Source organism: Rickettsiella endosymbiont of Dermanyssus gallinae, from assembly GCF_019285595.1.
Taxonomy (GTDB): domain Bacteria; phylum Pseudomonadota; class Gammaproteobacteria; order Diplorickettsiales; family Diplorickettsiaceae; genus Rickettsiella_B.
This window is the reverse complement of sequence record NZ_CP079094.1, coordinates 86,815-103,778: the sequence shown is the minus strand read 5'-3', so window position 1 is coordinate 103,778 and position 16,964 is coordinate 86,815. Positions and strand designations below refer to the sequence as shown.

The window sequence follows — 16,964 nt, the reverse complement described above, 5'->3', positions numbered from 1 at the left end:
AAGTAACAAAAAAGGCAATTGGTTTGGAATAATTTAAAAGCTATTTTCTAAAAAACCCTTTCTTCTCTTTTTCTGCCGGCGTGTCGTGTTGTGGCGATTGTGACGTTTCGGGATTAGAGAAGATAGAACAAGACCCGGGTAAATTCACCTGAAATGGCGCGCAACCAAAAAGCATAAGTGTGTTTATGACGATTCCGATTAAATACACTTTTCTTAATGTTGAGTAAATAGAAGTAAACATAATGACCATTATTAAATTAATTTAAGCATAGTAAACAATTTCGAGTGGCGCCTCTCGAATCATCTGATGCTCAATCGCTAAAGTCAGTGTTTGAAAAGCATCCACTCCATGTGACGTCCAATCGTGCAACGGATGATCCTTATAGATATTATTTTTCTCATCAAAGACTTTGGAATAGTTAGAAAGACAGTCAATTAATCGTTCTGTATTTTCTTTATTAAACTTCGTCCGATAAAGCATTCGTCGCATGAGATTGATTGCATCGATTTTACGTTGTGGCTTGGACACACAATAAGCCATTTCGCCTAATTCTTGTAGAATATCTTGCGTGCTTTTTGCAGTAGCTTTATCACGGCTTTTACCATCATGCGGCAAAAAATGACTGTGTAATCTCAAGTGATGCTTTGTGCAAAAACGATGCGCTTCATTAACGTAATATTGTATGGGATGATTGTTAGCTTCTACATAATTAATAATAACCGGATTATTCAGATGATCGAATTGGGCTAAAATCACGGCGGTGGAATCATTAACCCCTAAATCATAGAAAGCGTATACAGACACATTAGGTAATATTAGGTCAGGAATAATCCGCTTATTCTCATCCATGTTTTGAATTTCCCTTGAAAAATATAAACGCTCATGCTGCACGGTAATCGCCGAGTAATACTCCTGTTGTATAAGGTATTCTGGCATACCGGCTTTTCTATCTTCGTCGATCATCTCATCGGTAATATACCGATTACCCGCTTCATCTTTTAAATCTTCTACACTGTTTACGCGCCAGACCCAGGCCGGATTAGTTTTGATCGATTGCAAATAACGGTAGGCGTGGTTCATCCCATTAAACGTCGTTTGTAGAATAAACCAGCCGTTATTTTGACGAAATACGGGCATTAAAATATGTAATACTCTGGGATCAGAAAAGGCATATTCGGAGAAGACAGCACCTAACACATTGACCCCTCTGAGCTTGTCAGGGTCGATATCCGACCCTAGCACACGAATGACAGCTCCGTTAATAAGCTGGATGGTCATATCTTGATTATTGATACGTTTAATACAACGTTTAGGAATCATATCGAGAAAACGTACACTTTGACCCTCATGGCTATCATTTAAGAAAACTGCACCTTCCCACAGGACTAATTTTGCCCTCACATTGGTCGGATAAATCATCAAATACAAACCAGGCTGTATTAGCGCACCCTGAATTAAGAGATTCCAAGACTCAATCTCTTTCCCTGAACGTCTAGGCCGAACCAAGAAAAAACGTTTGTAGTTTTCAATAAATAATTTGTGTTGTGTTTCCTGTTGATACAGCCTGAAACTTACAACGGGTAAAGTAATACGCTCTGTCTTTCCAAAATATAGATTTAAGTTATTTTTCTCATCCCGCTCCCAGGTAAATTTGTCATGCGACCGTTTTTGAAAACTAAGCTTCAGGTGGTTAATTTCTTTTTTTAAAGGCGCGAGGTGCATGGCTATCTTTTTATAAATCCATTGACGACTAAAGAAGGCTGTATAATGTTAAAAGGTTTACTACCGCCAGCAGAAGACGTGGGGAATGAACCCCAACTATCGCCGGTGGGTGCGTTAGGGCCATTTTGAAAAGTATGCGCTTTATTAATCATGCTGCTGTAAGCATGGGTATGCGCTACTAACTCATCGAGCGTCATCGTGTGTACTTCTTCACCGCCTACACTGCCGACGAGACTATTTAAAATAGCCGTAGCAGTTCCCCCCGCACCAACCAAGGTACGGCGACAAAAATCAGGAACATTAAAGGTCGTTTTTCCATCCCCTTCACCAAATTGTGTGCCGATGGCCTCAAAAAGTGCTGCATCTTCTATTCGATTGGCCTCACGATGATCCATTAAGAAAAACCCTTGGCGTTCGGTGATATGTGCGCCGGTTAAGATAAAATCGCCTGGTTTAATAGACGCAAGGGCTAAGGCATCTATTTTTTTCTCAAGGTCTTGTTGCATTTGGATTAAACTATTTTGCAACTGACTTAAGAATGCTTGTAATTTGCCTCCTGTTTTTTGTAGTGGGTCGTAATAACCAATTAAACTAGTGCCATCACCTCCATTCGGCGCTTGACTGGCAAGCTCTGAACGTAGGGTACTGATATCCGAGTTTTCAATTTTTGCCGTAATAATCTGTCCATTTCGACTGATCCAAACTTGGTTATCTTGTCCTGTGAGTATAGGTAGTTGATTAGATGTATTAGACGGTAAATAACTGTTAATGACATACTGCAAACTGTCGGTATCTAATTGGGTTTGAAATTGCTGCATGATGAGCAATACCCGTTCAAACGCGGCATCTAAGGTATGACCATTAAAGGTTTGTGCATTACCAAATTCCGTCTCTATACTGACTTCCATTTGTCGTGTCAGCGTCACGATTGCACCGACCATCGGTATTTTTTCTTTCAAAAAAGTAATGGTACCGCCTGTCATCGTTCCCATATTTTGCACGATATAATCTTGATTTAAAACTTTTCGATCTTTATCAGGATTGGCTATATCTCCAGGGTTGGTTACTAAAACGGCGATATCTTCTGGCTTTAGAATTAAAAAGCTGTAATTGAAGACAGACGTTTTACCATCGGCAATAGGCTGATCTTTTGTTCTTTGTTGGGGTAAATAACTTTTTAGCAATGTTATTGTCCGTAATACATTTTCTGTCCTGGTTCTAAATAGGATTTATCACCAAGCAGTTGATTAAAATAAGGCCCTATCACCGGCATGGTATCGATGGGTAAAATGTTTTTTGCCATGTTCTTGAGGTTCTTACCGGCTTTTTTCGGATTTAAAGTCACTGTCGATGCACCTAACGCCCCAACACTCGATAAAAAATTGATACTTGGCGAAGAAAATAAATTTTGTAGTAGTTTTTTATCTTGGTACTTGGGATCAAATACCTGCATGAAAATCCCTAAATTCGGCTGGACTAAATTAATTAAATAATCGGTTTTTTCTTGTCGATTCATAGCAGAAAACAACGGCATGCTTTTACCATGTGCCAGATTATCGAAATAATTGGAGAGATAACTTAAAGGCAAGGTACCGGCAACGAGAGATAATCCCCAACGCAACCGCATTTGGGTATTTCGGGCATCTTGATAGCCTTGTAGTAACACTTTGTCGGCAAAATTTATCGCAAAACCTTTAAACTGCATGACCATGCGCATGATTTCACCTAACACCGTGCCAGGCCGTGTACCGTAATACATAAAGGCTTTGGTAAAGTTATCAGGCACGAGTACGGCATTATCAGCCACCGTGGAAAAAATAGAAAAGACCTTGCGCGTTAAATCATTTCGCATTTCATAGAAGGGCTTGCTACTACCATACAGTTGTTTTAATTCTGCATCTGTCACCGCATCAACATTAGCGGTAGTAAATAAACCTTGTTGATTTTTGGTTCGCAGTAAATCCCATTCTTTTTGGTTTAACCCGTATTTTTCTAATTGAAACCGTGTCTCGATTTTTAAACTCTTCCAGGAACGGTTACGTTGTTCGTAAAGACCTTTAGCGATAAGGTGCATCAACGAATGACGGTTACCTTTATCGAAAGATTCAAGCAAATTAGCCCTAAAAAATCCGGTCGTGACTTTGTGAACAAGCTCCGTTCCATTCGTCAGATCAGCAAAACGTGCCATATAACCTAAGTGGCTATCCGCTAAAAGTTTGAATTGTTTGGCAATGAACGTTCTCTCGGCATCGGTAAAACGATCAAAGGTATGACCTAATGTATAAGCCAAACTTTTGAAGTAATCATTTCCCCAGCGCTGAGCAAAAGAAGCAATATAACTGGCATCAGGTATACTTCTTAAAACAATGGTAGGTAATCGCGCAATCGCACCTAACGAGCGTGTATTCGCGCCAAATGCTGCCAATGTAGGGCTTACGACTGTTTGATCTTGCTGTAGTGCTTGTTTTAACACCATCTCCGTATGTTTGTACCACAATGCACCTTTGGGATTTTTTTCTTGTTGAACCTGGCGCAGATCGTTATAGACGGATAAGGGGGAATCCCCCATTAATTCAGCTAACCCAATACGACTAGAAGACGCATTGAGATCACCCACTAATGCTTGAAATAGATTACCTTTGCCATATTCGCGACTGTAATTTAAAAAAGATTCATGATCTTTCCAATAAAAAAATAGTCGGGATTTTCTTTTTACCGCTTCGCGATCATTGGCCACTTCAGAACGGGTAAAGATTTCACTTTTGCCCGTGATAATGTTATTGAAGATAGAATCTAAGCGCTTATCGATTTCGGCATGAATAATGTTGCCTTCGGTATCGATGGCATCGGTACCCACAAAGGTTTTTTCAAGATCAAGATTTGATTTAATAAACTGAGTCCAACGAAGCTTTGAGGCTTTAAATAGCTTGGCTTTGTCCTCTGTATTTTTAAATAAATTTTTTAAACTATTACCTGCACTTCTGCCCCCATAATTTACTAACCCCTGATCATGTACAGCACGAACAAAGCGATCGGTATTGACTTCACGTAAACGCAACGCATTGGAAATAATTAATTCAGGGTTTCGTACCTTGATATAATCTTCGATTCGTTTAGCGAGCTTCTTGGCAAGTTCGGGTGCGGCTTTACCATCCAAGGCACGGGCAATCGAAATATCGCTATCTTTGTTTTGTAAAAAACTTAATTCTTCATCGGACATTCCCTGAAACAAAGACTTAAATAAGCGCTGTTGTGCAGCTTTTTGATGTGCGGGGAGATTATCGGCAAGATTGGTGTAACGCTGTGCAATGATGGATCGCAGATCGATGGATTTTTCTTTAAGCGTTTTTGCTAAGGCGTCAAATTTACGAATATTGTTTTGCGTCACCAAGGCATTTTCAAAAAAAGATTGAAGATGGGCTTGATTAACCGCTTTAATCGCCCTATTGATGGCTGCTTGACTACGTAAACTATCGTAGCTTTTCGCTTTGGTTAAAACATCATTCACATAAGCCTGTAAATCCTCTTTGCTAAAATGATCAAGGTGTTTTAATGCTTCATCAAAGCAATGTTGATTTTTCATGTTAAACGTCCTTGTAGACACTGCATAAATGCACTAAATACCTTCGTTTTATTTTTAAACTCCTGGTATTTTTTTAAGGCGGGTTGTGCTTCTTTGGCAAGCTCGCTGTCTTCAACATGCTGAGAGGCCATTGCGGATAGGTCGGTTATCTCTTCTTTTAAGCTATCTTGATGTGCTTTTAAGCGTTCTGTCACATCACGTGCATTCTGTTCGACACGTTGGCTATCAGGCCACTGATTTTCTATACGCTGTTTTAAATAATCCTTAACCGCATTAGGGTTAGCTAAAGGTTCCGAGCCGGAATCAATATGATTAATGATATTCGACAAAAACGGTTTCCAGCCTTTCTCTCCCTTACTTTCCAGTTCATTGAGAATGCCTTTCAATCCTTCAGAAAGTGTTGGATTTTGTTTTAAACGATCCAACGCATTTTTTTGGATGAAATCGGATAACACAGCAGGGTTATCGATATCTTCTCTCGCTAATAATTCCTCCGGTATGACTGACTGTAAGGCTTTGATATCGTTAGGTGTTAATAGTGGCACCGTCACTTTATTAGCCGAATTAATCACAATATCCGGCTGATTTTTTTTAAGTATATCAGCCGCACGTTGAGCTAATTCCGGATCATTTGGATTTTTTTGATAATCTTGATACCACGTTTTTTCTTCAGGTGTCACGATTGCTTCTGAGTGATTGAAGAATTTAGAACGAATCACACTGGCTGCAAAGGGAATCGCCCCTAGCGCTAAACCAAAACCGCCAGCGATACTCATCGTTTTAATGAAATGCGACACATCCACTTTATTTTCTGGTGTAATGGATTCGGCAAGCTCCTGCGGTAATAATGAAATAGCCGCTATGCTGCTACCGGTTAATGCTTTTTCGCCTAATGAACCAACAGTTTCAGTGGATAATTTTGTAATGGTTTTTCCAGCCACATTGGATAAAAACTCAGGTGCCAACGCTGAAATCCCTTTAATAGCTCCTTTTGCCAGTAATCCGCCCCCATAGCCTAACGCAATATTGATCGGATTTAAGGCAAAGCCTAGTAAAGAAGCAATCCCATTACCGACTTGTTGTGTTATTGGCAACCCTGATGTTTCCGTCACCTGATTAATCGCCTCGTAAATATCATCCAGTGAGGAAAAATGCGGATGCAATCCGACTAAGGGTGCTATTTTTTCAATAGCCACTTCAGGTTCAATCAGTTGCTTTAAGAAATTACCTGAAATAGAAGCGCTGTAACTCGGCGGCGTAAATTCAGCTTGTTGTTGATATTTTTCTCTAAAGTCTGACTTAACAACCGCATTACTTAATAGCATAATTATTGTTCCTTATGTGCATAAGCCACTAAGCTATCGGTAAATGGTTGCGAATAAATCACATGGCCGGCTGCATCCGTAGCGATGATTAAGCCATCAGGCGTATTAGTGATTGTTATAGGATTACGATCCAAATTAAAAAATTCGCTGATGTGATTTTTCATGTCTGCCCAACCTTCTTTGAACGCCTGAGTCGTCGGTAAACCGGCTGAATCCATAGCAATATCCTGTGCTTTTTCTAAAGGTGTTTCCCGAATTGGCGTGTTAATTGGGGTGATATGAAAACCTAATGCTTGATAGGCTTCGTCGCGCACATGCTCCGCTAAACGGCCTGCTTCACCTGGTGTGAGATTGAGTGCGTTTAAATTGAAGCTGTAATCAGCACCACTGGTAACCTGATACGCTTTATAAAAATGATCATTAAAATTTTGTAGATACTCATAGACATTTTTTAATGCCAGATCATTGTGAACTAATCCCTGATATTTCACATAATTAGTTGCCATATTAACGATGCTTAAAGTACGTGAAGGATCACCCGATTGGTCAATATAGTTAAAAATATCCGAATTAGTTTCATTCAGTTTGGCAACCACAAGATTTTTTAAACTTTTATCACTAACATTAGAATTTTTTGCATTCGCAATACTAATAGCTGAAAAGTCCTGCCCCGTTTGATTAGCTAAAATCAGTTGTCTTAAAAAAGCAGGATCGGTATTGCCTTGTAATTCACCGACGGTATAAGCGACTTCTTGTTGTAAGGGTTTTTGTAAACTGGCTGCAACATACACTTTATTTTGTGGATCGTGATGCTCTAAGACTTGTAATAAACCATCGGGATCAGCACCTTGCATAAAAGAAGATTGCGCCTGCATCTTAAGATCATTAGGGATCGGTTGGATAAAGTGATTATCGATGTGCATGGCATGACCCAGTTGCACTGATCGTGAGATATAGTCGTTATACGCGGCTTTAGGATCGACGCCATTATAATTTTGTGCGTAATCCTTAAAAATAGCTTGACCTTGCGGTGTCTGTTGAATGATTTGAGCATAATCGCCAGAGGTAAAACCATTCACTAGATGCTGCAAAGCGGCTCTTTCACCTTTTTCAGATTGGGTTAGTAATCCCTCTTTTGTGCTTAATTGATCATAACGTTGCTTGAGTAACTGCCAATTCTCACCGTTATTAAAGAGACCTTGCGCTTTTTGTACACCTTGGCTAAATAAAACCACCTCATTAAGATGGTTTGGCGTTAGTTTCATCCATGCCAATGGATTAATCGCATGGCTTTTCACTAAATCCGATTTAATCCCTTGCAATGTCAAATCATTATCATAGTGCATTTGCAAAAACCGTGTATCTTGAGCAATCGGTGTATTAGATTTATCGATGTTTTGTGCAAACGGTGATGCGAGTGCAATCTGTAAATGACTCGACCGTGCATCAGAGTTTTGTTGTAGTTGATGTAACTCGTGCAAACTATCGAGTGTATGGGACAAGGTTTTAAATAAAACACCCCCTTGCTGAGGGCTAATAATTCGACCTAATAACGCGTTTTCAACCGTTTGATGGGCAATATCTACCTTTTGCTGAAATACTTTGTCATCAGAAACGGAGGCGTAAAGGTCTTTTAAAACATTCGGCCACTCCGTATAAAACTGACTTTGTAATTTAACTTGATGGGTATCGTACTCGGTTAATTGAGCTTGGTTGCTAACGTGCTGAAAACTCGATTGCAGCAAATAGTCTAGTTGACCTTTGGTTTTTGCATTCACTGGCGTGTTATTTTTTATATTATCGAGTTGTTGTTGAGTATCTTGGGCGATTTTGCTGGCTAATTGTGGGTGTGTTTTTAACTTTAACAGCGCATCACTTTTTATCTGATCGGCACTGCTGGTTGCTTGTAGCAATAATGCACTGCTTTTTTCCTGTTCAAGACGGGCTGTGGTTTGCATTAAGCCTTGTGACACATTTCCTAACGATTGTCCTATAGCCTCCAAACCTTTCGCGCGACTGGCGACTGGCGTATCGCGAATAATAGGTACTTCATCTTGAAATTGGGAAAAGGCTTCTGCCATTATTTAGGTCTCATCCCTTGCAATTGTCCAAACGACATCGCTGTACCTGCCGCATCACCAAACAACTGGCCAAACAAACTGTTTTTCACGTTACGTTTTTCGATATCGATATTGGCATCCAAAATACTTTTTTGAATATCCAGATTTTTTTGTTGTTTGGCCGCAATGTTTGTGGTGTTACGTTGAATGGCATTAAAGCTGGGTGATGAAAAAGCGACACCCCGTGTTGTCATTTGTGCGGTTTGGTGTTGAATCACCTTATCTAAGCTATCTAAATTACTTAAAGTTTGCTGTTGATACTGCAATTGATTCTGCTTGGCCTGTAAATCCAGCGCACTTTCTTGTGCTTTGGATGCTTGCATTTCCATCACACCTTTTCCGACCTCCATTGTCGCGGCGGCCGTTGCCAAAATAAGTAAACTCGCTTGCGGCATTCATACTCCTAAATCATTGAGGCCGTGACTTGATACGCAATCGCCGTAATCCGTAAATCAAAAGGCGCATGTTGAGTAATAGAAAAAGTTTTATCGCGATTCCAACCGAAGACAGGGGTTGTTATCGCTGTGCCTGAACTGGCGACTAAACCTTTTCCTTGTTGAATATCGGTAAACGTTTGATACGTCACTAATTTTTCATTGATATAAAAATTTAACGATTGAAAATACTCCACATAAATCTTAGTGGTTTGTTTCATTAAATCCGCATGGGAAGACCCCGCATAAAAATACATCGACTTTATTTCCACCGGATAAAGTAGACCCACAAAACAAGAACCACTTTTTTGCTCAGGGTTTTTAATCTGGATTTTTCCCGATGTAACGGGATAAATACCATAATCCTGATTGTCAAAAATGACTTGTACGCTTAAATTTTCAAACCGATCTAAACCGTCAACCTGACCACTTTCTGTCAGTTGTTTTATCTCATAGCCATCTATTTTTACGCTTTCGTCCATCTTTTCTAAGACTGTTTGTTGACTATTCTTATAGTTTTTTAACAGATAGATGGTGTTATCGATAGCTACAATATCCTGTATCTCAACCTTTTCTTGAAATAAAATGGGCGTTAAAGCCGCTAAATTAACCTCATGTGCAAATTGAAAAGCAGTAATACTGTGATCGGGATTTAAAAAATAAATAAAATTATCTTGGGATTGATCCGTACCACGCAATAACACCGCTTTTATCGGATTTTTTACTAAGTGACTTGAAGCTTGACTTATATTACTGGCTAAATAACTCTGTCCAATGCCTTGAAAGCGGAAATTAATGATCGCATTGCCGGTTTTATTGAGATAATAACTATCATTGAGATAACTAACTGGCTTGAGTCGATTAGAAACACCATAGGCTGACTGTTGCCGTACACAAAAAGTTGAAGGTGTCAGCCCTACGTTTTGTTCTTGTGGTGCAACAAATTCATAATTAGCGGTATATATTTCTAGTTGCTTACCGCCATTCATCCACACGATTCCCCCAGAATCACTTTGTCCTAGAGAATAAATAATCGCATCCGTATCTTGACCGATTCCCACATCATAGTTAATTGGCTGGTTAATTTTTGATCCAAAAATCGTATTGTTAAGGGTTTTTGTATTGGCAAACCAGAGTCGATTTTGAAAGAAAATAACCTTACTGGGGTAGCCCATCGTCGCAGAGAAAGCCGGTTTTCTAATTGAATATTGTGTAGGCGAGGTTGATGCACCATTAATTAAAAAGGGAATTTGAACTTTTCCGGTAAAATAAACCGTACTACCTTGGTAACCCACCTGAGTAATAATCGCATAACCTAAAGGCGAGAGTGCAGAAGTTCCGCCGCCAATAATTTGACCACCTATCCAATCATTCGTAAAACCTGGTGTATTAGTTATACTCACGGTGATGGTATGCGCGTCACCCGCGATACCAAGTATACCGCCGCTATAAACCACATCCCCGAAATCATAAGAGGGTAATGGATAGAGATTTAAAACCTCATAGATAAATAAGGATTTACTGTAATCCTTGATGGTAATACGTGCGGGTGGATAATCTTTATGTACTAAAATAAGTGAATCATTATCGAGTGTAAAATCGAGATCGTTGAGTTCAGATGATGGATAAGGCGTTGTTAGTGTCTGTAAAAATACAATCTTATCTCCTGGGTCAAGTCGATAAATATCAAACGCCTTTTCTAAGCTTATCAACATATAAAACTGGTTATTTTTATCTTGAAAGCCGTATAACTTAGCATTGGGATCGCTATTTTTGGTGTTGATTACAAAGGCTGATCCTTTTCTTTTCTTAGCAAGACCCGTGGTACCGACCTCCACATTTAAAAGGGATTGAGCCGCCGTGAGATAATCTCTAAAGTCCGTACGATGATAGTGCGCGGGGTCAACTTCACCACTCGTAAACATCGTTTGGCGGATTAATTCTGTCGCCATTCATTACACCCGCATCACACGATCAAAATCATTAAACGGTGCGCTTTTGATATCTCGTTCCATATTGTTGAGTAGCAACGCATTCATTTTTTCTTGTTGGTATTGCGTAGTAAGTAAATTGGCTAATTGAACATTTTGTGTCAGCGAAATCGCAGAATCAGCCGCCGCATATAACGCTAAAGTACGTGCAAAAAGGGGCGGTAAAATACGATAGTCCATCGTATTGGCCAGATAGTAATATGAAAACGGCTTATTGTTGGTTAGAATTAGGTTATCGACTATCTCAAAGTCTAAAATAAACCTTAAATTAAACCGATGTCCTGCTAATTTTATAAAACGTCCATAGTCAAATGGTAATTGATAGGTATAGCTGTAATCAGGCGAAAAGTTTTGCGTAATCGGTGTATTATCTTGGCGATATTTCACCGCAAAACACCAAGTTTCACTCAGTAACAATATCGGTAATAAGCTGTCTAGCTTTTCTGAGATAAACTTTGCCGCATCACTTTCTTTTTCATTCGCAACCGGCAATAAACCAAGCGCTAATAAGGCTTGATTAATCACCGTTAGCTTTGAAAAAGGGAGAGCCATCGTATTGATTCTTCTTTATTTAGGCGGCGTAGGCGGTTTAGGTTCTGCGACCTTAATTAATTGTGCCTGGGGCGGATCACCTTCTTTCGCCATATTTTTGACTGAAAACAAAGCACTATTTTTACCTGAAGCATAATTAATAAGGATGACGTCATAATCCTTAACGACTTTTCTTATAAAAAGATCATTGATATAACCCGCTTTAGTAATCGTTGCCTCATCATCTTCCGTACTGGCTGTAAAAATAGCGCCTGCTGTGCCTGTCAGCCCCCCTGTTGTGGGCGCGAAGGTTATAAAATTTGATGTATTCGGTGTACTGGGCATGACATCCTCTAAGGGTTTTTAGTAAATTTTTGATTCGCGGTAATTAATGCAATTCCACGCGGTTGAATGATTTTGGCACCACTGGTTAAAAACGTGAGTAATTCCCAGCGATCTTGGTTCGGTAACCAGGTGATACTCGTGTTAATGTCACGGTTATAGCCCTGGATGATCGCGTCTTTATGAACAACAGGCACGAGGTATTGAAATAATCCTTTTTCATCAGGAACACGCGGAATGCTGTTAATTCCGTTCTGCCCCATGAATCGAAAATCAATGTCTAAGTAGACTTTAATTTTATTATTCGTAAGAGGTTTCGTATCATTATAGAAAGAACTCGTAACTTGTTTATCGGCAAATAATGAAGGTTTGAGCAGAGCTGGTGGCCAAGTACTGACTTCCAGATCGTGTACATCCACGTCTTGACTTTCTAAATAAGAAATCGTTAGTGCATATTTTTCTTCATTAAGACCTGTATTAATACCTACGTCGACAGGCACGGTATAAATATCACCTTTGATAAAGGCGGGATCACTAAAAATAGCATTGATTTTTATGTAGTCGGTGAGACGAGCGGCTGCCTTTGCGTGCAGCCTAGCGTGATCCAGAATTTTATCAAAATTAAATAGGGTCTTTTCACCACCCCCTATTACAGTTTTTAAGTGGTAATCATGCGTGGGTACTTGTACATTGGTTTCATTAACGGGCGTAACGAAAATATCTGACGATGTAAAGTTCGTTTGATTCATTTCCAGCAAGTCAGACACAGGTACATTTAATTGTGTACCTCGCAGGCCATGACGTTCTTCAATCGTATCCTGTAACTTTAAGCGGTTTTGATATTGTAGTGTGACTTCAGATGCAAAGAGCTGGCATGCAGTATCTAAATTAATTTCGGACATAAAACAACCTGATAAATAAAAATAATTTCATCTATCAGGTTGCCCAATCTAACAATAGAGGGGCTGATAATGCTTCGATCCACTAAAAAGGTTCCAAATGGGCTTTTTAAGCAGATAACGCTATTATATTTTTTATAGCAAAAGGTTCAAGATACTGAATATAGCGCTTACTTTAATTAATGCTTACGTTTTGCATCAGCCACTTCACTGGCAATATTAATATAGCGTTTTCTATTTTTGTCGTTTGGATTCTGTCTATATTCTGCGGCTATTTTTAGTAATTCATTTTTCCCATCATCAGAATCAGTTAAATTAGCACGTTGACTGCCCAAACCAGGCACTTGGCTATTGAGTAATTGTTCACGGTGTTTCATGGCATCTGACATAGCAATTTCATCTCCAAGCAGGGTATTTAAAATGGGATTGTGGAAAGCGGGAAGATAATTTTTTGTGACATAATCTTCGGCTATCTTAAAGTTATCGCCGAGTAATTTTTTTCTCTCTTCCTTTCGGGCTTTTTCTTGTTGTTGCTGCTCCTGCATCACAGTCAAGGTTTTGTTAAACTGTTCCTGACTTAATCTAGCTGTTTTAGCTAAAGATTGCATTTCTTTTAATACGTTTTCCGGCAAGCTAACGTCAGGAAGGCTATAATTTTCCGGCACCTCATGGCTTTTTAATTTTTCTTTCAAAGTTTTATTTTCATTAAATACCGTGGCGCTGTTTTTATAGGCTTTTTCTAATTCTCCAACACTTTTATATTTCCCGGCGTAAAGTTTAGGTTCTTCAGCCGTTGTCGTTTCTTCAGCTATAGCGCCTATTTCATGATTCGTTGTTTCCACACTTTTCCTCCAAAAGATAGTCAATATGATTAATGGTATTGTGCCAGTCACGCAAAACCGAACGCCTACCATCCGTCCAGGCAAAAGCAGCATTCGTAGGACGAGGTGATTCTTCCATAGCAACACTCATGAGCTTATTTTTTAAAAACTCAGCGCCTAAAGGCTGAGTAAATAAGAGATATAAATCATGTTGTTCTTTGCTAATTTTTCTTGCGCTTAATAAGGTATTCAGTTTTTCTATCAAAATTGCACCTGTGAAGGACTTGGAATAGAAATCGGACTTGCACTTGTTGAAGGTGACGGTAATTGTGGTGTCTGTGATTGTTGAATTTGTTGAGCCATACGCTGTAGAAAACCGGCAAATTCTTCTTTAGATTTCATTAGCTTACTGGGTAAGTTGAGTTTGTCTGCTAAGAAAGGTAAGACTTCCTCCATCTTCGTTGCTGTCAGTACAGCGCCTTCGCCACCAAACTGCTGGAGAATCTGTGCCATCATCGTAAAATGGCTTAAGTCATCTTGTTTTTGCAGATCATAGAGTGGGCTTTGGAAATCAAAGCGCAATAAATGTGAATTAATACCGCTCACACTTCTATCTTGAGAAAGCAAACGTCGTTTAGCTAAGATTTTTGCACTGATAGTAAAAATCTGTTTAGGTAATTCATTAATTAAACGTGAGATATCCGTCGCACTGGTACGCTGCGCTCTGTTTTCTCGGATAGACACTTCCGTCGCTGATTTAACGGGTGTATTGATTTCTCCGATAGGGTCAACTTGAAAACCATCTCGAATCACTTGTCTTAAATCACGGATGTGCTCTATGATTTCTGGATATTCCGGTAATTGCAGCGCTTCTAATGGATTTCTACCGTTTGGATTTCTAGCAATTAACGCACCAGCCCACTGTCTAACCATATGCGGATTAAAATATTTGTCCACATCATAAAATAAGGGTGGATTGGCTTTAAACGCGAGATTCTTACGGCTATATTCAATCACCCGATTGAGGTCACGAATCGTCGGTAATAAATCGATACCGATACCTCGCCCTTCACATTCACCTGGTCTCACACGGTCTCGATAAATAATGATTTGATTATAATCGCGTTCGCTTTCCCATAATGGCGTGAATGGGTCATCTTCTAATATGGCATAGATATAAAATTTGTCTTCTCTTAATTTAATTTGTCCATAAATCACGACAAATAAGTTACTCGGCTCTTCCAATAATCGACGCTTATTTTTGTACTTTGGAAAATCCTCCGCTATTTTTCTGCCGCTCATACGACATTGGTACCAACAAGTATTTAACACATCATCGGTACTGTACTCGATGACAAGGGAAATGGCCGGAATAGAACGAAAATAGAGTGGCGTGACATCATCGATCGATTCGACCCACAAAGCAGCCGTACCCCCCACCAGATCAAGATTACTGGATGCTACCATCCTCGCTAGATTCGATTGGTTTAAGTAAAAAAATAAGCGATCATTGACCTCATCAATAACCGGCTGTAATTCAGAGATGTGATCTTCTTTGACAAGACGCGGATCAAGGCTCAATTTCCCCCATACACGGTCTTGTGGCAATAACAGCCCATGTAGATCATTGGCGCGCTGATAAGCGCTTAAAAGCGCCGTATTATCCCACATTTGCAGTCCTGTAGGCTTTCCTCCGTCCTGAAAATTAAATTTGATATTAAACGCGTCACGGTTCGGTATCACAAACGTGTACAAATCATTGTATAAAGCTAACCAATTGTCTTTGTACCGCTTGCTTTCTTCATATCGAGCATACAAGGTAGCAAAGTTCATTGGATAATCTGCTGTGGTGGATTAGGATTATCTGGGTTGTTGAACTGCTGCGCGCCCTGGCCTTGGAGAATAGCCATACGCTCTTTGAAAACCGCCTCGCGTTTTTGCTCTAATTCTTCCTTTTGCAGACGTAGTTGCTCGTCAGCTAAGCGGTTAGCTTCATCACTCTCATGACTGCCACCACCACCACTCATGTGCGTCTCCAATGGGCTAATAGTTCGTAGTTGCGCTTCTTTTGATGACTCAATAATTTGTTATATAAATGCTTAGGGTTAAATGTCCATCCAATCGCCACGCCACTAAAATAACGGCACACTTCGTTGCAGGTATACCATTTGATAGGCCATTCTTTGATTTTTTTCTTTTCTTTAACCATCACAGCAATAAAAGCACTCAAGCAAGGTAATTTTTTAATAGCGTTTAAATTTTTATTTACGTCATTACTTTTTAAAATACGATAAATAAAACCAAAGGGAGAAATTTCAAACAAAACACAGTAGTCACCTTGATAACAGAGCAACGCACAATGTACTAACTCCTTACTAAAGCTAAATATTCCATACTTACCGATGCCTCGGTTATAAAATAGAAAAACCGCAATCAAGTTATTTTCTTTTTCGTAGTTTTTCTAAGGTTTCGGTTAATCCATCATGGATGGCTATAAAACGTTTTTTTAAACGTGCCGCTTTATCTAATTTTTCCACTTTTAACTCTCCGGTGTTTAGTCATTTTCATTTATCATCTTTTTTAATTCTTCAATATCTTGCTTTAATTGCGCTAACTCTGGCGCGCCTAAAGAAAATTCAGATGCAAAACGGCGCTCTAAAATCCAAGCGCAAGACTGCCAGCCTTTTTCACCAGAGCGAATAATGTCTAACAATGTTTTAATCGAATGACATTCATTTTTTTTAATCGCTATGGAAAACTGTGAAAATGGCGATACTTTCCCTATCTCTGCTTCGTCTAAACCCTTCGTAATCCATTTATATAAGGTGTTACGCGTAATGCCATGCGCTTGTGCGACCGAGCCATAGGGTATCAATTGTGCTAGATCATGGATGATAGATTTCGCTATTTCAGGTGTTAGTTTTGTAGGGCGACCCGCCGGCATTTATCTACCCGTGTCGACATAAAGTGGCGTAACATCCCCCATGAAATTTTTTCTAGCCACGTGATAGCTTGTTCGGTCATGCTCTCTGGCTATTCGCACATAAATAGACTCCGAACCCGAAGATTCGGAGGAACAAGGAGCGTTACTTAAAGGAACCTTATTTTTATCCATACTTTTTACAAATAGTGAGAATGAACTAAGTGAGTATGGAAGATTGAAATTAAAAATAATAGTTACTTTATCCGGTATAT

16 protein-coding genes are annotated in these 16,964 nt (G+C 39.5%); all 16 read right to left on the bottom strand.

The features are described 5' to 3' along the window. Nucleotides 1–262: 262 nt before the first annotated feature. Nucleotides 263–1,723, bottom strand: coding sequence for a hypothetical protein (locus KX723_RS09650; protein WP_246562469.1), 1,461 nt, complete (start codon nt 1,721–1,723; stop codon nt 263–265). Nucleotides 1,724–1,725: 2 nt separating this feature from the next. Further along, a complete protein-coding gene (locus tag KX723_RS00505) occupies nt 1,726–2,907 on the bottom strand; it encodes a phage tail protein (RefSeq protein ID WP_218814192.1) in 1,182 nt (393 codons plus the stop codon). A 2-nt stretch (nt 2,908–2,909) separates the two neighbouring features. Beyond that, entirely contained in the window at nt 2,910–5,306 is a 2,397-nt protein-coding gene (locus KX723_RS00500) for a hypothetical protein (RefSeq protein WP_218814191.1), read from the bottom strand. Next, on the bottom strand, nt 5,303–6,631 hold the full coding sequence (locus tag KX723_RS00495; RefSeq protein WP_218814190.1) for a hypothetical protein: 1,329 nt from the start codon (nt 6,629–6,631) through the stop codon (nt 5,303–5,305). The genes KX723_RS00500 and KX723_RS00495 overlap by 4 nt, the downstream gene beginning before the upstream one ends. 2 nt (nt 6,632–6,633) lie before the next feature. Then, nucleotides 6,634–8,712, bottom strand: coding sequence for a hypothetical protein (locus tag KX723_RS00490; RefSeq protein WP_218814189.1), 2,079 nt, complete (start codon nt 8,710–8,712; stop codon nt 6,634–6,636). After that, entirely contained in the window at nt 8,712–9,146 is a 435-nt protein-coding gene (locus KX723_RS00485) for a hypothetical protein (protein WP_218814188.1), read from the bottom strand. Before KX723_RS00485 ends, KX723_RS00490 begins: the two co-directional genes overlap by 1 nt. 8 nt (nt 9,147–9,154) lie before the next feature. Beyond that, complete coding sequence (locus tag KX723_RS00480; protein ID WP_218814187.1) at nt 9,155–11,137, bottom strand: phage tail protein; 1,983 nt, start codon at nt 11,135–11,137, stop codon at nt 9,155–9,157. Between the two features lie 3 nt (nt 11,138–11,140). After that, a complete protein-coding gene (locus KX723_RS00475) occupies nt 11,141–11,728 on the bottom strand; it encodes a phage connector family protein (protein WP_218814186.1) in 588 nt (195 codons plus the stop codon). Nucleotides 11,729–11,743: 15 nt separating this feature from the next. Further along, the gene (locus KX723_RS00470; protein WP_218814185.1) at nt 11,744–12,052 is read right to left on the bottom strand and encodes a hypothetical protein; all 309 of its coding nucleotides are present in this window, start codon (nt 12,050–12,052) and stop codon (nt 11,744–11,746) included. Nucleotides 12,053–12,060: 8 nt separating this feature from the next. Further along, on the bottom strand, nt 12,061–12,951 hold the full coding sequence (locus KX723_RS09645; protein WP_246562468.1) for a phage capsid protein: 891 nt from the start codon (nt 12,949–12,951) through the stop codon (nt 12,061–12,063). Nucleotides 12,952–13,127: 176 nt separating this feature from the next. Then, nucleotides 13,128–13,790: a hypothetical protein gene (locus tag KX723_RS09640; RefSeq protein ID WP_246562467.1), complete on the bottom strand. Its 663-nt coding sequence runs from the start codon at nt 13,788–13,790 to the stop codon at nt 13,128–13,130. Next, nucleotides 13,771–14,034 carry a hypothetical protein gene (locus KX723_RS00455; RefSeq protein WP_218814184.1) on the bottom strand — a complete coding sequence of 88 codons (264 nt, stop codon included), beginning with the start codon at nt 14,032–14,034 and terminating at the stop codon, nt 13,771–13,773. Before KX723_RS00455 ends, KX723_RS09640 begins: the two co-directional genes overlap by 20 nt. Next, complete coding sequence (locus KX723_RS00450; RefSeq protein ID WP_246562466.1) at nt 14,031–15,602, bottom strand: portal protein; 1,572 nt, start codon at nt 15,600–15,602, stop codon at nt 14,031–14,033. Before KX723_RS00450 ends, KX723_RS00455 begins: the two co-directional genes overlap by 4 nt. Beyond that, a complete protein-coding gene (locus tag KX723_RS00445; protein ID WP_218814183.1) occupies nt 15,599–15,796 on the bottom strand; it encodes a hypothetical protein in 198 nt (65 codons plus the stop codon). Before KX723_RS00445 ends, KX723_RS00450 begins: the two co-directional genes overlap by 4 nt. Continuing rightward, nucleotides 15,793–16,092, bottom strand: a complete 300-nt coding sequence (locus tag KX723_RS00440; protein ID WP_218814182.1) for a hypothetical protein — start codon at nt 16,090–16,092, stop codon at nt 15,793–15,795. The genes KX723_RS00445 and KX723_RS00440 overlap by 4 nt, the downstream gene beginning before the upstream one ends. Before the next feature lie 231 nt (nt 16,093–16,323). Next, on the bottom strand, nt 16,324–16,713 hold the full coding sequence (locus tag KX723_RS00435; protein ID WP_218814181.1) for a helix-turn-helix domain-containing protein: 390 nt from the start codon (nt 16,711–16,713) through the stop codon (nt 16,324–16,326). Between the last annotated feature and the right edge of the window lie 251 nt (nt 16,714–16,964).